This window comes from Streptomyces sp. NPDC032822 (genome assembly GCF_055578825.1).
The window spans coordinates 15,273-30,783 of the sequence record NZ_JBVIOL010000014.1 but is presented as its reverse complement, the minus strand read 5'-3'; the positions used below and the strand labels follow the sequence as shown (position 1 = coordinate 30,783).

Genomic DNA, 15,511 nt, shown 5'->3' with positions numbered 1-15,511 from the left:
TGAGATGAAGGGCACGCCATCCATGACGTTCTCCCTCGGCATCGTGGGCGCCGGACAGTTCTCGGGCCAGTTCGCCAGGCTGTTCCTGGCCCATCCCGGCGTCAGTGACGTCTACGTCACCGATCTGCTCCCCGAACGGGCCGGGCAACTCGCCGCCGACGAAGGCCTGACCGGCACCTTCCCGTCCTACGAGGCGATGCTGGAGTCGACGGCGGTCGACGCGGTCGCGATCTTCACCCAGCGCTGGACGCACGGGCCCCTGGTGGTCAAGGGCCTGAACGCCGGCAAGCACGTGTACTCCGCGGTCCCGATGGCGATCACCGCCGAGGAGATCGCGGCGATCATCGACGCGGTCAGGACGACCGGACTGACGTACATGATGGGTGAGACCAGCCAGTACAACCCGGCGACCGTGCACGCCCGCAACCAGATCGCCGAGGGCGCCTTCGGACGGCTCTTCTACGCCGAGGGCGACTATGTGCACGACATGGATCTGGGGTTCTACGAGGCGTACCAGTACAGCGGCGGCGAGAACTGGAAGGCGACCGCCAGCTATCCCCCACTGCTCTATCCGACGCACTCGATCGGCGGGGTGCTGGGCGCCTGGCAGACGCACGCGGTGAGCGTGTCGGCGATCGGGGTGGTCGACGACCGCCCGGACGGGGTGTTCGACAAGGAGGTCAGCCAGTTCGGGAACGATCTCTCCAACGCGACCGCGCTGTTCGAGGTGGCGGGCGGCGGGTCGTTCCGTACGAACGAGTTCCGGCGGGTCGGCTACCCCTCCCACATCCGGGAGTCGCGGTTCCGGTTCTTCGGGACGGAGGGGAGCATGGAACAGCTCGCCACGTTCGCCCTGTGGCAGGACAAGAACGGGGTGAAGGACATCAGCGAGCTTCTGGAGCCGAAGCCCACCATGTCCCCCGACGATCCCTCCCTCCGGCACATCGCGCCGGATCTGCGGGCCGCCTTCACCTCGGGGTCGGCGCCGGTGCACGACCGGGCGCGGCTGCCGCGGGAGTTCGACCACCTCCACAACGGCCACGAGGGCAGCCACCACTTCCTGGTGGACGACTTCGTGACCGCCGTGAACACCAGGTCGATGCCGTCGGTCAACGCGTGGGTGGCCGCCCGCTACACCCTGCCAGGCATCGTCGCGCACGAGTCGGCGCGGCAGGGCGGAGTCAGGCTGGAGATCCTGGACTTCGGGGACGCGCCCCGGTAGGCGCGGGGCGGGCCGGGTACCTGTCAGGTGCCCGGCTTACGGCCGTACACGAAGACGTCGTCGCCCTTCTTGAGCAGCGACCAGTACTTCTTGGCGGTGGTCTTGGTCATGTTGACGCAGCCGTGTGAGCCCGGCGGGTTCCACATGCTGACGCCGACGGAGTGGAAGGCCTGGCCGCCGTCGAAGAACTGGCTGTAGGGCATCGGCACGTCGTAGATGGACGAGACGTGGTCGATGTCCCGCCAGTAGACCGTCTTCAGACCGGTGCGGGTCTCGTAGCCGTTACGGCCGGTGCGGACCGGGACGGGGCCGTAGACGAGCTTCTTGCCGTCCTGGATCCAGCTCAGCTGGAGGGTCAGGTTGACGCAGGCGATACGGCCCTTGTTCACCGGACACTTGCCCGCCTTGTTGGGGTTGTTCCCGACGGCCTTCTGCTTGTTCATGAGGTCCATCACGCCCCAGGTCACAGAGCCCGCGTACCCGGCGTTCGGGGTGATGCCGTGCTTGTTCTGGAAGGCCTGGATGGCCTTGCAGTCGGCGGAGGACTGCTTTCCGTCGACCGGTCGGCCGAGGAACTTCTCCACCTGCTTCTGGTGGGGGCCGGCCTGTGTGGTGCAGCTCGCGGCCTGCGCGGGCGTGGTGCCCAGCGCGAGCGCGAGCGGCGCCACCAGTCCGGTGATCCCCAGTGCGACGGCTCCCCGTCTGCGTATGTCCCCCATGGCGGCCTCTCCCTGCGCGTGTCCGGTGTGTCCGAACTGATAGACAGGCCCGCGGGGCTTTCGGTTGTAGCGTCGGCCGGGCTGTGACCGAATGGTGAAGTTCGGCGCCTTCAGGGGTGGCCGGTCCGCCTACGCTGCCGGGCATGCATCCTCACCTCACCGACGATCTCGCCCGGCTTCCCGGGCTGCTGCAGTCCGCCCGCGACCTCGCCGCCCGGGAGCTGGCCGGTCTGGACGGACGGCCGGTCGCCCGTCTCGACCGGGCACCCGCACCCAGCGCTCTGCCCGCCGGGGGCGCCGGCGGCGAGGGTGCGCTGGCGCGGTTCGCCGAGCGGTGGGCGCCCGGGTTCTCCGGCTCGGCGGGCCCGCGCTACCTGGGCTTCGTGACGGGCGGGGCGACACCCGCGTCGGTCGCCGGGGACTGGCTGACGAGCGCCTACGACCAGAACGGGTCCGGGGCCGCCGGTTCCTGGGCGACGGCCCTGGAGCGGGAGACGCTGGCATGGCTGCGGGACCTGTTCGGGCTGGGCGAGGCGCACGGCGGGGCCTTCGTGACCGGGGCGACCGTGTCGAACACGGTGGGGCTGGCCATCGCGCGGGAGTGGCTGGGCGAACGGCTGGGGGTGTCCGTGTCGCGGGACGGCGCGAGCGCGCTGGGCCCGGTCGAGGTGTTGTCCGGCAGCCCGCACTCCAGCATCGGCAAGGCACTGTCCGTGCTGGGGGTCGGCCGCGACCGGCTGCGGCCCGTGCCGGTCCTCGCCGGGAACCGCGAGGCCGTGGACGTCGGCGCGCTGGACGCGGCACTGACCGCGCTGGCGGGGCGGCCCGCGATCGTGGTGGCGAACGCGGGCACCGTGAACACCGTCGACTTCGACGACCTGCGGGCGATCGTCGCCCTCCGGGAGCGGCACGACTTCTGGCTGCACGTCGACGCCGCGTTCGGCGCCTTCGCCGCGCTCTCCCCCGCGTACGCGCATCTCGTCGCCGGCCTCGACGCGGCCGACTCCGTCTGCGTCGACCTGCACAAGTGGCTGAACGTGCCCTACGACGCGGCCGTCCAGTTCACCCGCCGCCCCGATCTCCAGGTGGCGGTGTTCCACAACGCCTCGCCGTACCTCGGCCTGCCCACCGGCGAGCCCGACTTCCTGCATCTGACGCCGGAGAACTCACGGCGGCTGCGGGCCCTGCCCGCCTGGTTCTCCCTGGTGGCGTACGGCCGGGACGGGCACCGCGAGATCGTCGAGCGCAATGTCTCTCTCGCGCGGGTGCTGGGTGAGCGCATCGCCGACGTCGAGGGGCTGCGGCTGCTCGCGCCGGTCCGGCTGAACGTCGTCTGCTTCACCCTGGCCGAGGAGCCGACCCAGGAGCGGGTCGACGCGCTGGCCCGGGCGGTGGCCGCGTCGGGCGAGACGTTTGTGACGCCGACCGTGTACGACGGGGTGCCCGCGCTGCGGGCGGCGTTCAGCAACTGGCGTACGACGGAGGGCGACGTGGAACGGGTGCTCGCGGCTCTCATGACGGCCCGGGTGCGCTGAGCCTGTCCCTGTCCCCGGGCTTCCCCGACCTCGGCTCCGACTCCTGGCGCGGGAGGTCCCTGCGGGTGCGGACGGGCGAGAGGAAGACCGGCAGGAAGGCCACCGCCAGGAAGGCTCCGCCCACCCACAACGTCGCACGGACACCGGCCAGTTCACCGAGCAGGCCGGACACGGCGGCGCCGACGGCGAGTGCTCCGGTGAGCAGGAAGCGGAAGGTGGCGTTCATACGGCCGAGGAGGCCGTCCGCCGTCATCCGCTGGCGCAGGCTCACGCCGAGGACGTTGTCCACTCCGGTCTTGAACATGGCCAGCGTCCAGCCCGCCCCGGCGATCCACAGCCAGGGGCCACGGTCGATCAGCGGCACCAGCAGTCCGGCGGGCGCCAGGACGAGTCCGCCCAGCCCCAGGGTCCGGCCGTGCCCGAGACGGGCGGCGAGGGGGCGGGCACAGCGGGCGCCGAGCAGGAGGCCGACCCCGCCGGCCGCCCAGTACAGGCCCAACGCGCCCGCCGACAGGCCGAGTTCGTGGACGAACAGGATGGGCAGCATGGTGTTGACCATCTGCGAGCCCTGGTTGGTGAGGGCACCGGTGAGGGCGAGCGCGCGCAGTTCCCGGTTGCCGAGGACGTGCCGCAGGCCCTCGGCGATCCGCGCGACCAGCCCTTCTTCCCGCACCGGTGGGGACGGGGCCTCCTCGCTCCGGACGAAGGCCAGTTGGACGGCCGAGGCGAGGTGGGTGACCGCGGTGCAGAGCACGGCCACGGGTGCGCCGAGGAGTTGGACGAGGCCGCCGCCCGCGCCGCGTCCCGCGACGTTGCCCACGGCCTGGAGGCCTACCATCGCGGCGTTCGCCGGTACCAGGGCGTCACGGCCCACGAGCCCGGGCAGCGTGCTCTGCGAGCCGACGTCGAAGAACACGGTCGCACACCCGCCCAGCAGGACGACCGCGTAGAGCTGGCCGAGCGTGAGGACGTCCAGCCACCAGGCGAGCGGGATCGAGACGAACAGCACGGCACGCGCGAGGTCCGCCACGATCAGGACCCGGCGGTGCCGCATCCGGTCCACCCAGGCGCCGGCCGGCAGCCCGATGAGCAGGAACGCCAGGGTGCCGAGCGTGGCCAGCAGGCCGACCTGCCCGGGACCGGCGTCGAGGGCGGCGACGGCCACCAGGGGGATGGCGACGTAGCCGATGTTGGTGCCGAGCTGGCTGAGGGCGGTGGCGGCGAACAGGGCGCGGAAGTCGGCGGTACGCCAAGGGGATTCGGGCTGCACAGGAGAACGCTGCCCCGAGCAACGCATCAGGACAAGTGAAAAGATCTACAGGGAAACCTAAGCATCGCTACCCGTTCTCGGTGGCATCGCGGTCGAGGGCACGGCGGAATCCGGTGTTGACCGCCGTCAGGCCTCCGTCGACCGTGAGGGTGGTGCCGGTGATCCAGGACGCGTCGCGCGAGGCGAGAAAGGCGACGGCCGCGGCGATGTCCTCGGGCTCGCCGACCCGGCCGAGGGGGTAGAGGCCGCGGGCCGCTTCGAGGTCGTCGTCGCGGCCCTCCCAGGCCGAGGTGCGGACGGTGCCGGGTGTCACCAGGTTGACGCGGACGCCCCGCGCCGCCGCGTGTCCGGCGAGGGTGCGGGTCAGGGAGGCCAGCCCGGCCTTGCCGGCGCTGTAGGCGTGGTTGCCGAAGTCCTGGAGGCCGTTGACGGAGCCGACGCTGACGATGGCGCCGCGTCCGGAGGCCACCAGGTGCGGGAGGGCGGCGCGACAGCAGCGGTAGGCACCGGTCAGGGTGACGTCGAGGTCGCGCGCCCACGTCTCGTCGAGGTCGTCCTCGAAGAGCGGGGCGTCGGGCGTGCAGTGGGCGGCGCTGTTGACCAGGACGTCGAGGGAGCCGAAGGTGCGGGCCGCGTACGCGACGGCCGCCCCGACGGACTCCCGGTCGGTCACGTCACACGCGAACGCCCGGGCGCGGAGACCCTGTTGGCGCAGGGCGGCGGCCGTTTCCTGTGCCGTCGGCGGGTCCGCGTCGGTGACCAGGACCTGGGCGCCTTCCTCGGCGAACCGGCGGGCGGTGGCCGCGCCGATGCCTCTGGCGGCGCCGGTGACGAGGACTCCGTACCCCTCGAAGCGCTGTGTGTGCGTCATGGGCCGACGGTAGTGCCGCGACGATCAACAGGGCAGGTACCGTGCGGCCATGTCCGCGTTCCTTCAGCAACTCCCCGCCCTCTTCGGCGTCGTGATCGGCGCGCTCGGTTCGTACCTCGCGATCGTGCGCAGCGACCGGGCCCGCTTCCGGCGTGAGCGGGCGGCCCGCTGGGAGGAACGCAAGCTCTCCGTGTACGCCGACTACGCGCGCGCGTTGAAGAAGTCCGTCACCCTGACGTACCGGGTCGCCGCACATCTGGGGAACGACCCGCACCCGCATCCGCTCTCCCCCCAGGAGGCCGCCCCGCTGATGGCCGAGGCGACGGTCGCCCGGGATCCGTCCGGGGAGGCACTGATCCTGCTGGGCAGTCCCGAGGCGGTGGAGCGGGCCCGGGCGTGGGTGGTCGCCGTGATGGAGATGGAGCGGTTCCTGCGCGAGGGGACGCGTGATCCGCAGGCCTGGCAGGCCCTGTTGGAGCGGCAGCGCCGGGGACGCGAGGGCTACTACGCGGCCGTACGGGACGATCTGGCGCTGCCGCCGGGCCACTCCGCGCGCTGGCCGCTGCCGCCCGCCGGGGAGACGGGACCTCAGGGGTAGGCGGCCGGGCGGTGGCCGGGCGGCACCGGACCGGGCCTCCGGGGAAGCCGGGGCCCGGGCACCGGAGTTCAGCGGTAGCCGGCCGTGTCCGCCGGCTTGTCGGCGTCCTGGACCTCGACCAGGTAGCGCCAGGCGTCCGGGCGGCTGCCGTCGAGGTCGGTGAAGCCGTACACGGGGGCCAGTCCGCCGCTGGAGAGGGACGCGCCGTTCCAGCGGGCCACGTCCGGGTCGGCGGCGAGGGCGGCGACGGCCCGGCCGACGTAGCGGGGCGTCTCGGAGATCGCGAAGTGCGGAACCCGGGTGGTCGCGTCCCGCCAGTTGTCCTCGCGCACACCGAAGTTGTCGAGCATCATCTCCGACCGCAGCCAGCCGGGTGTGAGGGCGAGCGCGGTGGCGCCCCGCGGTCCGAGTTCGTGGGCGAGGGCGAAGGCCATCCGCAGGACGGACGCCTTGGCGAGGTCGTAGAAGAAGTTGACGCGGTAGGTGTCGCGGTTGTACTCGGCGGTTCCGTCGGTCATCTCGACGACCAGCCCGCCGGGGTGGCGCAGCAGCAGGGGCAGCGCGTGGTGGCTGGTGATCGCGTGGGTCTCGACGGCGAGCCGGAGCAACCGGAGGCCGTTGTCGAGGTCGTGCTCCCAGAGGGGGGTGTCCCAGGCGAAGAGGTTCTCGCCGCCCCAGACGTCGTTGACGAGGACGTCGAGGCGGCCCTGTTCGTCGGCGACGCGGTCGACGAGCGTACGGACCTGTGCCGGGTCGAGGTGGTCGGTGGGGACCGCGATGCCGTGGCCGCCGGCTTCGGTGACGAGGTCGGCGGTGTCCTCGATGGTCTCGGGGCGGTCGTACTCCGAGCGTTGCTCCCGTGTGCTGCGGCCCGTGACGTACACGGTGGCGCCGGCCGCCCCCAGCTCGACGGCGATGCCCCGCCCGGCTCCCCGGGTCGCCCCGGCGACCAGCGCGACTCTGTCCTTCAGCGGCTTCAGTGGTTCCGGCATGTCCGGCCTCCCGTTTCCCTGTGTGCGAGGGGTCGTGCGATCGGTGGAGCCGATCGCTCTCGCTACGAGGGTGCCGGGTAAGCCGGACATCTTCTGTCGTCATTCGGTGCGGGATCACCCGGCTGCCCGCACGTTCCCGTCCAGGACGGTGTCAGTGGCCCCGGGCGATCCACTCCTCCAGGTGCGGGGCCTCCACGCCGATGGTCGTCGGGTCGCCGTGGCCGGTGAGGACCTTGGTCTCGGGCGGCAGGGCCAGCAGGCGGTCGCGGATCGAGTCGATGATCGTCGGGAAGTGGGAGTAGGAGCGGCCTGTGGCGCCGGGGCCGCCCTGGAAGAGGGTGTCGCCGGTGAAGACGGCGGCGAGGGCCGGGGCGTACAGGCAGACCGCGCCGGGCGCGTGCCCGGGGGTGTGCAGGACCCTCAGGTCGGCACCCGCGGTCTCGATGACCTGGCCGTCCTGGAGCCAGGCGTCGGGGTCGCGGTCCGGGTGGGTCTGCTTCCACAGGGGCAGGTCGTCCGGGTGGAGCCAGACGGTGGCACCGGTGCGCTCGGCGAGGGCCGGCGCGGCGTCGATGTGGTCGTTGTGGGCGTGGGTGCACACGATGGCGGCGAGCCGGCGGTCGCCGACGGCTTCGAGGATGGCGTCGGCGTCGTGGGCGGCGTCGATCACGATCGCCTCGTGGTCGTCGCCGACGATCCACACGTTGTTGTCGACGTCCCAGGTTCCGCCGTCGAGGGTGAACTGGCCGGAGGTGACGAGGCGTTCGATGCGCGTGGTCATCAGAGCATCACCACCGAGCGCAGGACGTCGCCGTGGTGCATGCGCTCGAAGGCCTTCTCCACGTCGGTGAGTTCGATCGTCTCGCTGACGAACGCCCCCAGGTCCAGGCGCCCTTGCAGATGGAGGTCGATCAGCATCGGGAAGTCGCGGCTCGGCAGGCAGTCCCCGTACCAGGACGACTTGACCGCGCCACCGCGCCCGAACACGTCGATCAGGGGCAGTTCGAGTTTCATCTCCGGCGTCGGGACGCCGACCAGGACCACCGTGCCGGCCAGGTCCCGGGCGTAGAAGGCCTGCTGGAAGGTCTCCGGACGGCCGACCGCCTCGATGACGACGTCGGCGCCGAACCCGCCGGTCAGTTCACGGATCGCCTCCACCGCGTCGCTCTCGCGGGAGTTGACCGTGTGGGTGGCGCCCATCGCACGGGCCGTCTCCAGCTTGCGGTCGTCGATGTCGACCGCGATGATCCGCGCGGCGCCCGCCAGGTTCGCCCCGGCGACGGCCGCGTCTCCCACGCCGCCGCAGCCGATGACCGCGACCGTGTCGCCCCGGCCCACCTGCCCGGTGTTGATCGCCGCACCGATACCGGCCATCACACCGCAGCCCAGCAGCCCCGCCACCTGCGGGGCCACCGAGGCGTCCACCTTCGTGCACTGCCCGGCCGCCACCAGCGTCTTCTCCGCGAACGCCCCGATACCGAGCGCCGGGGACAGTTCCTGGCCGGTGGCCGCGAGGGTCATCTTCTGCCCGGCGTTGTGCGTGTCGAAGCAGTACCACGGCCGCCCCCGCAGGCAGGCCCGGCAACGCCCGCACACGGCACGCCAGTTGAGGATGACGAAGTCCCCCGGGGCCACGTCGGTGACGCCCTGGCCGACCGATTCGACGACACCGGCCGCCTCGTGCCCGAGCAGGAAGGGGAAGTCGTCGCTGATGCCGCCCTGCTTGTAGTGCAGGTCGGTGTGACAGACCCCGCAGGCCTGGACCTGGACCACGGCTTCGCCAGGGCCCGGGTCCGGCACCACGATCGTCTCCACCCGCACCGGCTCGTCCTTGCCCGGTGCGATCACGCCGCGTACTTCCTGCGCCATGGTGTCGGCCCCTTCACTTGCGTCGACTGGTGTCCGTCCCTGTTCCCGACCCTACGCGTGACTGATCGGTAACGGCACGGCGTCCGGTGACGGGAGAACACGGAGGGATCTCACGGGGGCCCGGGGCCTCTCACCTGAGGAACTTCCGCACGGTCAGGGCCAGCCGCTCCTCGTCCAGCGCGTCCGCTCCCCCGACCGCCAGCAGGCGATGCGGCACATGCAGCAGGGTGTCGGCGACCTGCCGGGCGGAGGTGCCGGCGGGGACCGGTTCGGCCAGGACGACATCGGCGTGCCCGGCGGCCAGGACGGCCGTGCGCAGGGAGACCTCGTCGAAGGGGCGGATGGTGGAGGTGTAGAGCACGGCGAGGTCGAGTCCGGCGGTGGCGCGGAGTACCGGGTCGAGGGTGGCACCGACGGCCAGGACGACGCCGGTGAGCCCCTCGCGGACGAGTTCGAAGCCGTCCGTCGTGCCGTGCGGTTCGGCGTTGGACTGAGGTGACACATGGACGTAGGCACGGTCGCCGCGGCGCACGGCCTCCAGGATCGTGCGGCGGACCTCCGCGGGGTGGCCGGGGACGTGCAGGGTCCAGTCCGGGGCGGCGGCGAAACGGGTCACCTCGGCATCGGCTCCGTAGCCCACGAGGACGGTGCCGGCCGTCGCGGACCCGGGGAGGGCCTCGGTCACGGCGAGCAGCATGTCGGTTTCCACGGATGGCCTCCTCGGCGGCGAGGTTCCCCGGCCGCATCAAGAAAATGACAAGAATTTCCGACGCCCATCAATATCGCCCCGGATTCCCGACTCTAAGCGCTTTCCGGGCCGCGAAATTCAACCTTTAGGAACCCCACAGGAACGTGGACACCTCTTTGCCCTGTCCAGACCGCCGCCTGGTTCTTGATCTTGGTCCGGATGCGTAGGTTGGCGCTCGTCTTTCCCTGCACGAAAAGCGGAAGGGGACACCGCCATGACTCAGCGGGAAACAACTCGCGACATCGGGCCGCTCGTCCATCTCATCGCCGGACCGACCGGCGTCGGCAAGAGTGCCGCGGCCGGCGAACTGGCCAGGGCGACCGGAGCCCCGGTCGTCGTCGCCGACCGGTTGCAGTGCTTCACGGACCTGGCCACGACGAGCGCCCGCGCCGGGGCCGAGGAGCCCGACGTGCGCAGGCACTGGCTCGGCGACCGGACCTTCGCGGACGGCGACCTGCCGGCGTCGGTCGCGACGGACGCACTGGTCACGCTCGTGGAGGCACTCGGCGCACGGCATCCGCTGGTGATCGTCGAGGGTGGCTCGATCTCGCTGCTGCGGGAACTGTCGGCCCGCCGACCGCGGCTGCGCTGGCGCCTGTCGGTGCGGGTGCTGCCCGTCCCGGCGTACGACGAGTACGTCGCCGCGCTCACCCGGCGGGCGGACACCATGCTCGCCCCGGCCGCGCCGGGCACCAGCCTGCTGCGGGAGCTGGCCGCGCTCTGGCGCGATCCGGCCAAACGCCGCCTGGCCGCCTCCGTCAACGGTTTCGAGGCGGTACTCGAATGCTGTGCGAAGTACGGGATCGACCCGGAGACGATCGGCGAAGGGGAACTGTCAGAAAGGGTACTGTCCCGAATGGCGGCGCTCATCGCGGAACGCCATGCGGAACACGGCATTCTTCAGCATCACGTGTTCGGAAACATTTTCGAAGAACAGGTCACGGGACCCGAATTCGATCTGGCCGCCCTGGTGCGTGCCGCGTGAAGGAAATGTCGGGACTGGTTCCCTCTCGGGGAGATGTCGCGGACGTGCCGGGTGCCGCGGACGACTTCGGACACATCGTCGCCTCCCGCCCGCTGGGCGTTCTCACCGCGCGGTCCGCGGACGCGGTCCGGGAACTCGTCGCCCACGCCGGTCCCCGCGAACTGCCGGTCGCCGCGCGCGGCGGCGGACACGCGCTCTACGGCCAGGGGCAGGCGGGCGGCGGCTACGTCGTCGACATGCGGGCGCTGAGCGAGGTGCGCTGCGCTCCGGACGACCGCACGCTGAGCGCGGGGGCCGGCGCGACCTGGAGCGAGGTGCTCCGGGTCGCCCTCGCGGAGGGCCTGGTTCCGCCGGTCGTCCCCGACCATCTGGGCGCGAGCGTGGGCGGGGTGCTCAGCACCGGGGGCTTCGGTGCGACCAGTCACCGCCACGGCCTGGTCGCGGACGCGGTGACGGAACTGGACGTCGTCACGGGCACGGGCACCCTGGTCACCTGCTCCCGGCAGCGGGACCCGGAGCTGTTCCACGCCGTGTCGGCGGGGCTCGGCCAGTGCGCCCTGATCGTCCGCGCCACCCTGCGCCTGGTGCCCGCCCCGGCCCGCGTGCGGCACTTCCGCCTCAGCCACGCCGGCCCTCGGAGCTACCTCGCCGACCAGCGACGACTGTGCCGCGACGAGCGTTTCAGCCATGTCTGCGGCCAGGTCAGGCCCGCGCTCGGCGGCGGTTGGACCTACACGATCGAGGCGGTGGCCCCACACGCACCCGAACTCCCGGGAGACGTCGCCCTGTTGCCCGGACGCCCGGTGACCGGCACTCCCTCCACCGACGACCTGCTCATCGGCGACTTGGACCACGATCCGGACACCGTGGAGATCGAGGATCTCTCCTACGCGGAGTACCTGCACCGGCCGGAGCGCGACGAGCGCCTCCTGCGGGTCACCGGCGAGTGGCAACGGCCGCACCCGTGGCTGTCGCTGCTGATCCCGGAGGACGCGGCGGCCGACTTCGTCCCGGCCGTGCTGGCCGACCCGGCGCAGCGGGGACTGCGGACCTGCGGTGTGGTCCAGCTGCGTCCGCTGACGGGGCGGACCCTCGGGGCCCCGCTGTTGCGCAGGCCCGCGGGCGACCGCCTGTGCCTGCTCACCCTGATGCGCACGGCGCCGCCCTCGGATCCGGTCGCCGCGGAGCGCATGGTCGAGGCCAACCGTGCGGTGTACGCGCGGGCCGTGGCCGTCGGCGGGGTCCTGCATCCGGTGAGCGCGCTGCCGATGGCGCCCGCCGACTGGCGGGCCCACTTCGGCCCGCTGTGGCAGGACCTGGTCCGCGCGAAGGACCGGTACGACCCGCACCGCGTCCTCACCCGGGGGTACGGGCTGTGGGCGTGACCGCCGTGACCGTCTTCTGCGGTGCCTCCCCCGGGCGCGGCCCCGGCCATCTGCGCACCGCCGCCGAGCTGGGCGGCGCTCTGGCCGAGGCGGGGCTGCGGGTCGTCTACGGCGGTGCCCGCACCGGTCTGATGGGCGCGGTGGCGGACGCGGCCCTGGCCGCCGGAGGCACGGTGACCGGGGTCGTGCCGCGGCGCATGCTGCCGTACGAGATCACGCACAACGGGCTCACCGAGCTCGTCGTCGTCGGGGACCTGCACGAACGCAAGGCGCGCATGGGCGAGTCGGGGGACGCGTTCGTGGCACTGCCGGGCGGGCTGGGGACGGCGGAGGAGCTGTTGGAGGTGGTGTCGTGGGCGCAGCTGCGGATCCACCGCAAGCCGTGTCTGCTGCTCGACCCGACCGGTTTCTACCGTCCGCTGCTCGCGTTCCTGGAACACGCGCGGGACGAGGGGTTCCTCCATCCCGGGGACCTGGAGCGGATCGTGGTGTGCGGGTCGGTGCGGGAGGTGGTCGACCGGCTGACGCGACCGCCCGCCGAACCCGCCCCACCGGCGCCCTCGGTGCGGCTGCCGACGGGCCGACGCGTGTTCCTGTTCTCCGGCGCCGGTTCCCAGCAGCCGGGCATGGGACTCGAACTCCACGCGAGGTTCCCGGTGTTCGCCCGAGCGCTGGACGAGGTGTGCGAGCACCTCGACCCGTATCTCGACGTGCCGCTGCGCGATGTGATGTTCGCCGAGCCCGGGAGCCGCACGGCCGCCCTGCTGGACCGCATCGTGTTCGGCAGTCCGGCGGTGTTCGCGCTCCAGGTCGCCCAGTTCAGACTGCTGGAGAGCTGGGGTGTGCGCCCGGACACGCTGTTCGGGTACTCGGCCGGACGCATGGCCGCGGCCCAGGCCGCGGGCGTCTTCTCCCTCCCCGACGCCTGCCGCGCGGTCGGCACGCTGTCCCGCCTGATGGGCACCCTTGCGGGCACGGGGGGCATGGTGGCGGTGGAGGCGACCGAGGAGGAACTGCGGCTGGGGTCCGCTCTGGTGGTCGCCGCGGTCAACGGCCCCCGTTCCCTGGTGGTTTCGGGCGACCGGAAGGCGGTGGAGCGGCTACACGAGGAGTGGGCGGCGCGCGGGCGGCGGTCCCACGTACTGCGCGTCGACCTGGCGACGCACTCTCCGCAACTCGACCCGCTGCTGGACGACTTCCACCGGACGCTCGGGACCATGGAGCTGCGGCCCCCGCGCCTCCCCCTCGTCTCCGCCGTCACCGCGCGACCGGTCGGGGACGAGGCCACCGACCCGGAGTTCTGGGTACGGGAGTTGCGCGAACCCGTGCGTTTCGCGGACGCCGTCGCGCGGATGCGGCGGGACGGTGTCGCCGGGTGGCTCGAAGTGGGCCCGGGCGAGGTGCTGGCGCGGATGCTCGACGACGTCCCACGCGACACGCGGGAGCGGGCCCCGGCGCTCGCGACGGCCCGGGACTGGCGGAGCCTAGTCCCGGCCCCGACGCGGCCCGAGCGCTCCGACGTAGCCTGAACCCTCCGACCGCAGCAGGCCCGAGGGAGCGCCGTGAGCATCACCGAGACCGAGTCCGGCCCGCCCGCGTGGCGGCTGCTCCTCGGATACGTACGGCCGCACCGATGGGCCCTGCTGACGGGCGCCCTGCTCTCGCTCGCCACCGGCGCCACGGGGCTGATGCTGCCGCTGGTGGCACGGGAGTTGATCGACGATCTCTCGCACGACCGGGCCATCACCGGCGCGTTGGTCCTCATGTCGGGGCTGGTGATCACCAACGCGGCGCTGGGCGGTCTGGGTTCGTACGTGCTGCGGCGCACCGCGGAGTCGGTGGTGCTCGGCGCGCGGCGCACCCTGTCGTCGTATCTGCTGCGGCTGCGGATCGCGGCCGTGGACCGCAGCGAGCCGGGCGACCTGATGGCCCGGATCACCTCGGACACCACCCTGCTGCGGGAGGTCACCACCGACTCCCTGGTGGGGCTCGGCACCGGCGGGCTCACGCTCGTCGCGACGGTGGTGATGATGGGCCTGGTGGATCCGGTGCTGCTCGGGGTCACCATGGCGGTGATCGTGTGCGCGGGTGTCGTCCTCGGTGTGATCGTGCCGCACATCAACCGGGCGAGCCGGCAGGCGCAGGACGCCGTCGGGGTGATGGGCGCGTCCCTGGAGCGGATCCTCGGCGCGCTGCGCACGGTCAAGGCCTCCGGCGCCGAGCACCGGGAGGAGCGGACGCTGCACGCGGCGGCCGAGGAGTCGTGGCGGCAGAGCGTACGGGCCGCCAAGTGGTCGGCGGCGGCGGGCAACACGGCCGGGCTCGCCATGCAGATCGCGTTCATCACGGTGCTCGCGGCCGGCGGGGCCCGGGTGGCGACCGGGGCGATCGACGTGGGCACGCTGGTGGCGTTCCTGCTGTTCGTGTTCTACCTCATGTCGCCGATCCAGCAGGTCGTCGGCGCGGTCACCCAGTACCAGACGGGCGCCGCCGCCCTCGCGCGCATCCAGGAGGCGCTGCGGCTGCCCGCCGAACCCGCGGCGGCACCGGCGCCCCTGCCCGCCACGGGCGCGCGGCCGGCGTCCCTCGCCTTCGACGACGTGCGGTTCCGGTACGCCGACGACCTGCCGTACGTGCACCACGGGGTGACGTTCACCGTGCCCGCCCAGGGCATGACGGCGTTCGTCGGACCGTCCGGCGCGGGCAAGACCACCGTCTTCTCCCTCATCGAGCGGTTCTACGACCCCGAGTCCGGGACCATCACGCTGGACGGCCGGGACCTCGCGGACTGGGATCTGGCCGGCCTGCGTTCCGCGATCGGCTATGTGGAGCAGGACGCCCCCGTCCTGTCGGGGTCGCTGCGCGACAACCTGCTGCTGGGCCACCCGGAGGCGGACGAGGACGCCGTCACCCGGGTGGTGAAGACGACCCGCCTCGACGGTCTGGTCGCCCGGCTGCCCGCCGGACTCGACACGCTCGTCGGCCATCGCGGCACCAGGCTGTCGGGCGGCGAGCGGCAGCGGGTGGCCATCGCCCGCGCCCTGCTGCGCGGCCCCCGGCTGCTCCTCCTCGACGAGGCCACCTCGCAGTTGGACGCGGTGAACGAGGCGGCGCTGCGCGACACCGTCGCCGACGTCGCCCGTACGACCACGGTGCTGGTGGTCGCGCACCGGCTGTCCACGGTGACGATGGCCGACCGGATCGTGGTGATGGACGCGGGGCGGGTGCGCGCGGTGGGCACCCATCGGGAGCTGGTCGCCGCGGATCCGCTGTACGCGGAGCTGGCCGCCACGCAGTTCCTGGCGACGGCCGGGTGA

14 protein-coding genes are annotated in these 15,511 nt (G+C 72.5%); 7 read left to right on the top strand and 7 right to left on the bottom strand.

Translation table 11 applies throughout. The annotated features are described in order from the left end of the window. Positions 1–22 precede the first annotated feature (22 nt). Positions 23–1,222: a Gfo/Idh/MocA family protein gene (locus ACZ5VD_RS32135; protein ID WP_468551436.1), complete on the top strand. Its 1,200-nt coding sequence runs from the start codon at positions 23–25 to the stop codon at positions 1,220–1,222. A gap of 23 nt (positions 1,223–1,245) precedes the next feature. Here the strand turns inward: ACZ5VD_RS32135 and ACZ5VD_RS32130 are convergent, their stop codons facing one another. Then, a complete protein-coding gene (locus ACZ5VD_RS32130) occupies positions 1,246–1,941 on the bottom strand; it encodes a L,D-transpeptidase family protein (protein ID WP_468551435.1) in 696 nt (231 codons plus the stop codon). A 143-nt stretch (positions 1,942–2,084) separates the two neighbouring features. Here ACZ5VD_RS32130 and ACZ5VD_RS32125 point away from each other — a divergent pair, with 143 nt between their 5' ends. Then, complete coding sequence (locus ACZ5VD_RS32125) at positions 2,085–3,476, top strand: pyridoxal phosphate-dependent decarboxylase family protein (protein ID WP_468684217.1); 1,392 nt, start codon at positions 2,085–2,087, stop codon at positions 3,474–3,476. Here the strand turns inward: ACZ5VD_RS32125 and ACZ5VD_RS32120 are convergent. Together ACZ5VD_RS32120 and ACZ5VD_RS32115 are read right to left on the bottom strand one after the other, a co-directional pair. After that, positions 3,454–4,746 (bottom strand): MFS transporter, encoded by a 1,293-nt coding sequence (locus ACZ5VD_RS32120; RefSeq protein WP_468551433.1) that lies wholly within the window; start codon positions 4,744–4,746, stop codon positions 3,454–3,456. The genes ACZ5VD_RS32125 and ACZ5VD_RS32120 overlap by 23 nt on opposite strands. 67 nt (positions 4,747–4,813) lie before the next feature. Continuing rightward, a complete protein-coding gene (locus ACZ5VD_RS32115) occupies positions 4,814–5,617 on the bottom strand; it encodes an SDR family NAD(P)-dependent oxidoreductase (protein ID WP_468551432.1) in 804 nt (267 codons plus the stop codon). Positions 5,618–5,666: 49 nt separating this feature from the next. On the opposite strand from ACZ5VD_RS32115, the gene ACZ5VD_RS32110 reads away from it, so the two are divergent. Next, positions 5,667–6,215, top strand: a complete 549-nt coding sequence (locus tag ACZ5VD_RS32110) for a hypothetical protein (protein WP_468551431.1) — start codon at positions 5,667–5,669, stop codon at positions 6,213–6,215. A 68-nt stretch (positions 6,216–6,283) separates the two neighbouring features. On the opposite strand, the gene ACZ5VD_RS32105 is transcribed toward ACZ5VD_RS32110, so the two are convergent. The 4 genes from ACZ5VD_RS32105 to ACZ5VD_RS32090 form a co-directional block, all read right to left on the bottom strand. Next, positions 6,284–7,207, bottom strand: a complete 924-nt coding sequence (locus tag ACZ5VD_RS32105) for an SDR family oxidoreductase (RefSeq protein ID WP_468551430.1) — start codon at positions 7,205–7,207, stop codon at positions 6,284–6,286. Between the two features lie 151 nt (positions 7,208–7,358). Continuing rightward, positions 7,359–7,988 (bottom strand): MBL fold metallo-hydrolase, encoded by a 630-nt coding sequence (locus ACZ5VD_RS32100; protein ID WP_468684216.1) that lies wholly within the window; start codon positions 7,986–7,988, stop codon positions 7,359–7,361. After that, positions 7,988–9,076: an S-(hydroxymethyl)mycothiol dehydrogenase gene (locus ACZ5VD_RS32095; protein ID WP_468684215.1), complete on the bottom strand. Its 1,089-nt coding sequence runs from the start codon at positions 9,074–9,076 to the stop codon at positions 7,988–7,990. The genes ACZ5VD_RS32100 and ACZ5VD_RS32095 overlap by 1 nt, the downstream gene beginning before the upstream one ends. 130 nt (positions 9,077–9,206) lie before the next feature. Further along, positions 9,207–9,785, bottom strand: a complete 579-nt coding sequence (locus tag ACZ5VD_RS32090) for a transketolase (RefSeq protein ID WP_468551427.1) — start codon at positions 9,783–9,785, stop codon at positions 9,207–9,209. A 253-nt stretch (positions 9,786–10,038) separates the two neighbouring features. On the opposite strand from ACZ5VD_RS32090, the gene ACZ5VD_RS32085 reads away from it, so the two are divergent. Genes ACZ5VD_RS32085 through ACZ5VD_RS32070 form a run of 4 tightly spaced genes read left to right on the top strand, consistent with a single transcriptional unit; the run spans position 10,039 to position 15,511 of the window. Next, the gene (locus tag ACZ5VD_RS32085; RefSeq protein ID WP_468551426.1) at positions 10,039–10,809 is read left to right on the top strand and encodes an isopentenyl transferase family protein; all 771 of its coding nucleotides are present in this window, start codon (positions 10,039–10,041) and stop codon (positions 10,807–10,809) included. Between the two features lie 44 nt (positions 10,810–10,853). Next, positions 10,854–12,194, top strand: coding sequence for an FAD-binding protein (locus tag ACZ5VD_RS32080; protein WP_468684213.1), 1,341 nt, complete (start codon positions 10,854–10,856; stop codon positions 12,192–12,194). After that, positions 12,191–13,723, top strand: coding sequence for a TIGR00730 family Rossman fold protein (locus ACZ5VD_RS32075; protein WP_468684211.1), 1,533 nt, complete (start codon positions 12,191–12,193; stop codon positions 13,721–13,723). The genes ACZ5VD_RS32080 and ACZ5VD_RS32075 overlap by 4 nt, the downstream gene beginning before the upstream one ends. Before the next feature lie 33 nt (positions 13,724–13,756). Continuing rightward, positions 13,757–15,511 carry an ABC transporter ATP-binding protein gene (locus tag ACZ5VD_RS32070; RefSeq protein WP_468684209.1) on the top strand — a complete coding sequence of 585 codons (1,755 nt, stop codon included), beginning with the start codon at positions 13,757–13,759 and terminating at the stop codon, positions 15,509–15,511.

Coding starts and splice junctions, on each gene's coding strand:
- ACZ5VD_RS32110 (WP_468551431.1), top strand. CDS start 5,667: ATGTCCGCGTTCCTTCAGCAACTCCCCGCCCTCTTCGGCGTCGTGATC.
- ACZ5VD_RS32085 (WP_468551426.1), top strand. CDS start 10,039: ATGACTCAGCGGGAAACAACTCGCGACATCGGGCCGCTCGTCCATCTC.
- ACZ5VD_RS32105 (WP_468551430.1), bottom strand. CDS start 7,207: ATGCCGGAACCACTGAAGCCGCTGAAGGACAGAGTCGCGCTGGTCGCC.
- ACZ5VD_RS32130 (WP_468551435.1), bottom strand. CDS start 1,941: ATGGGGGACATACGCAGACGGGGAGCCGTCGCACTGGGGATCACCGGA.
- ACZ5VD_RS32115 (WP_468551432.1), bottom strand. CDS start 5,617: ATGACGCACACACAGCGCTTCGAGGGGTACGGAGTCCTCGTCACCGGC.
- ACZ5VD_RS32095 (WP_468684215.1), bottom strand. CDS start 9,076: ATGGCGCAGGAAGTACGCGGCGTGATCGCACCGGGCAAGGACGAGCCG.
- ACZ5VD_RS32100 (WP_468684216.1), bottom strand. CDS start 7,988: ATGACCACGCGCATCGAACGCCTCGTCACCTCCGGCCAGTTCACCCTC.
- ACZ5VD_RS32125 (WP_468684217.1), top strand. CDS start 2,085: ATGCATCCTCACCTCACCGACGATCTCGCCCGGCTTCCCGGGCTGCTG.
- ACZ5VD_RS32135 (WP_468551436.1), top strand. CDS start 23: ATGACGTTCTCCCTCGGCATCGTGGGCGCCGGACAGTTCTCGGGCCAG.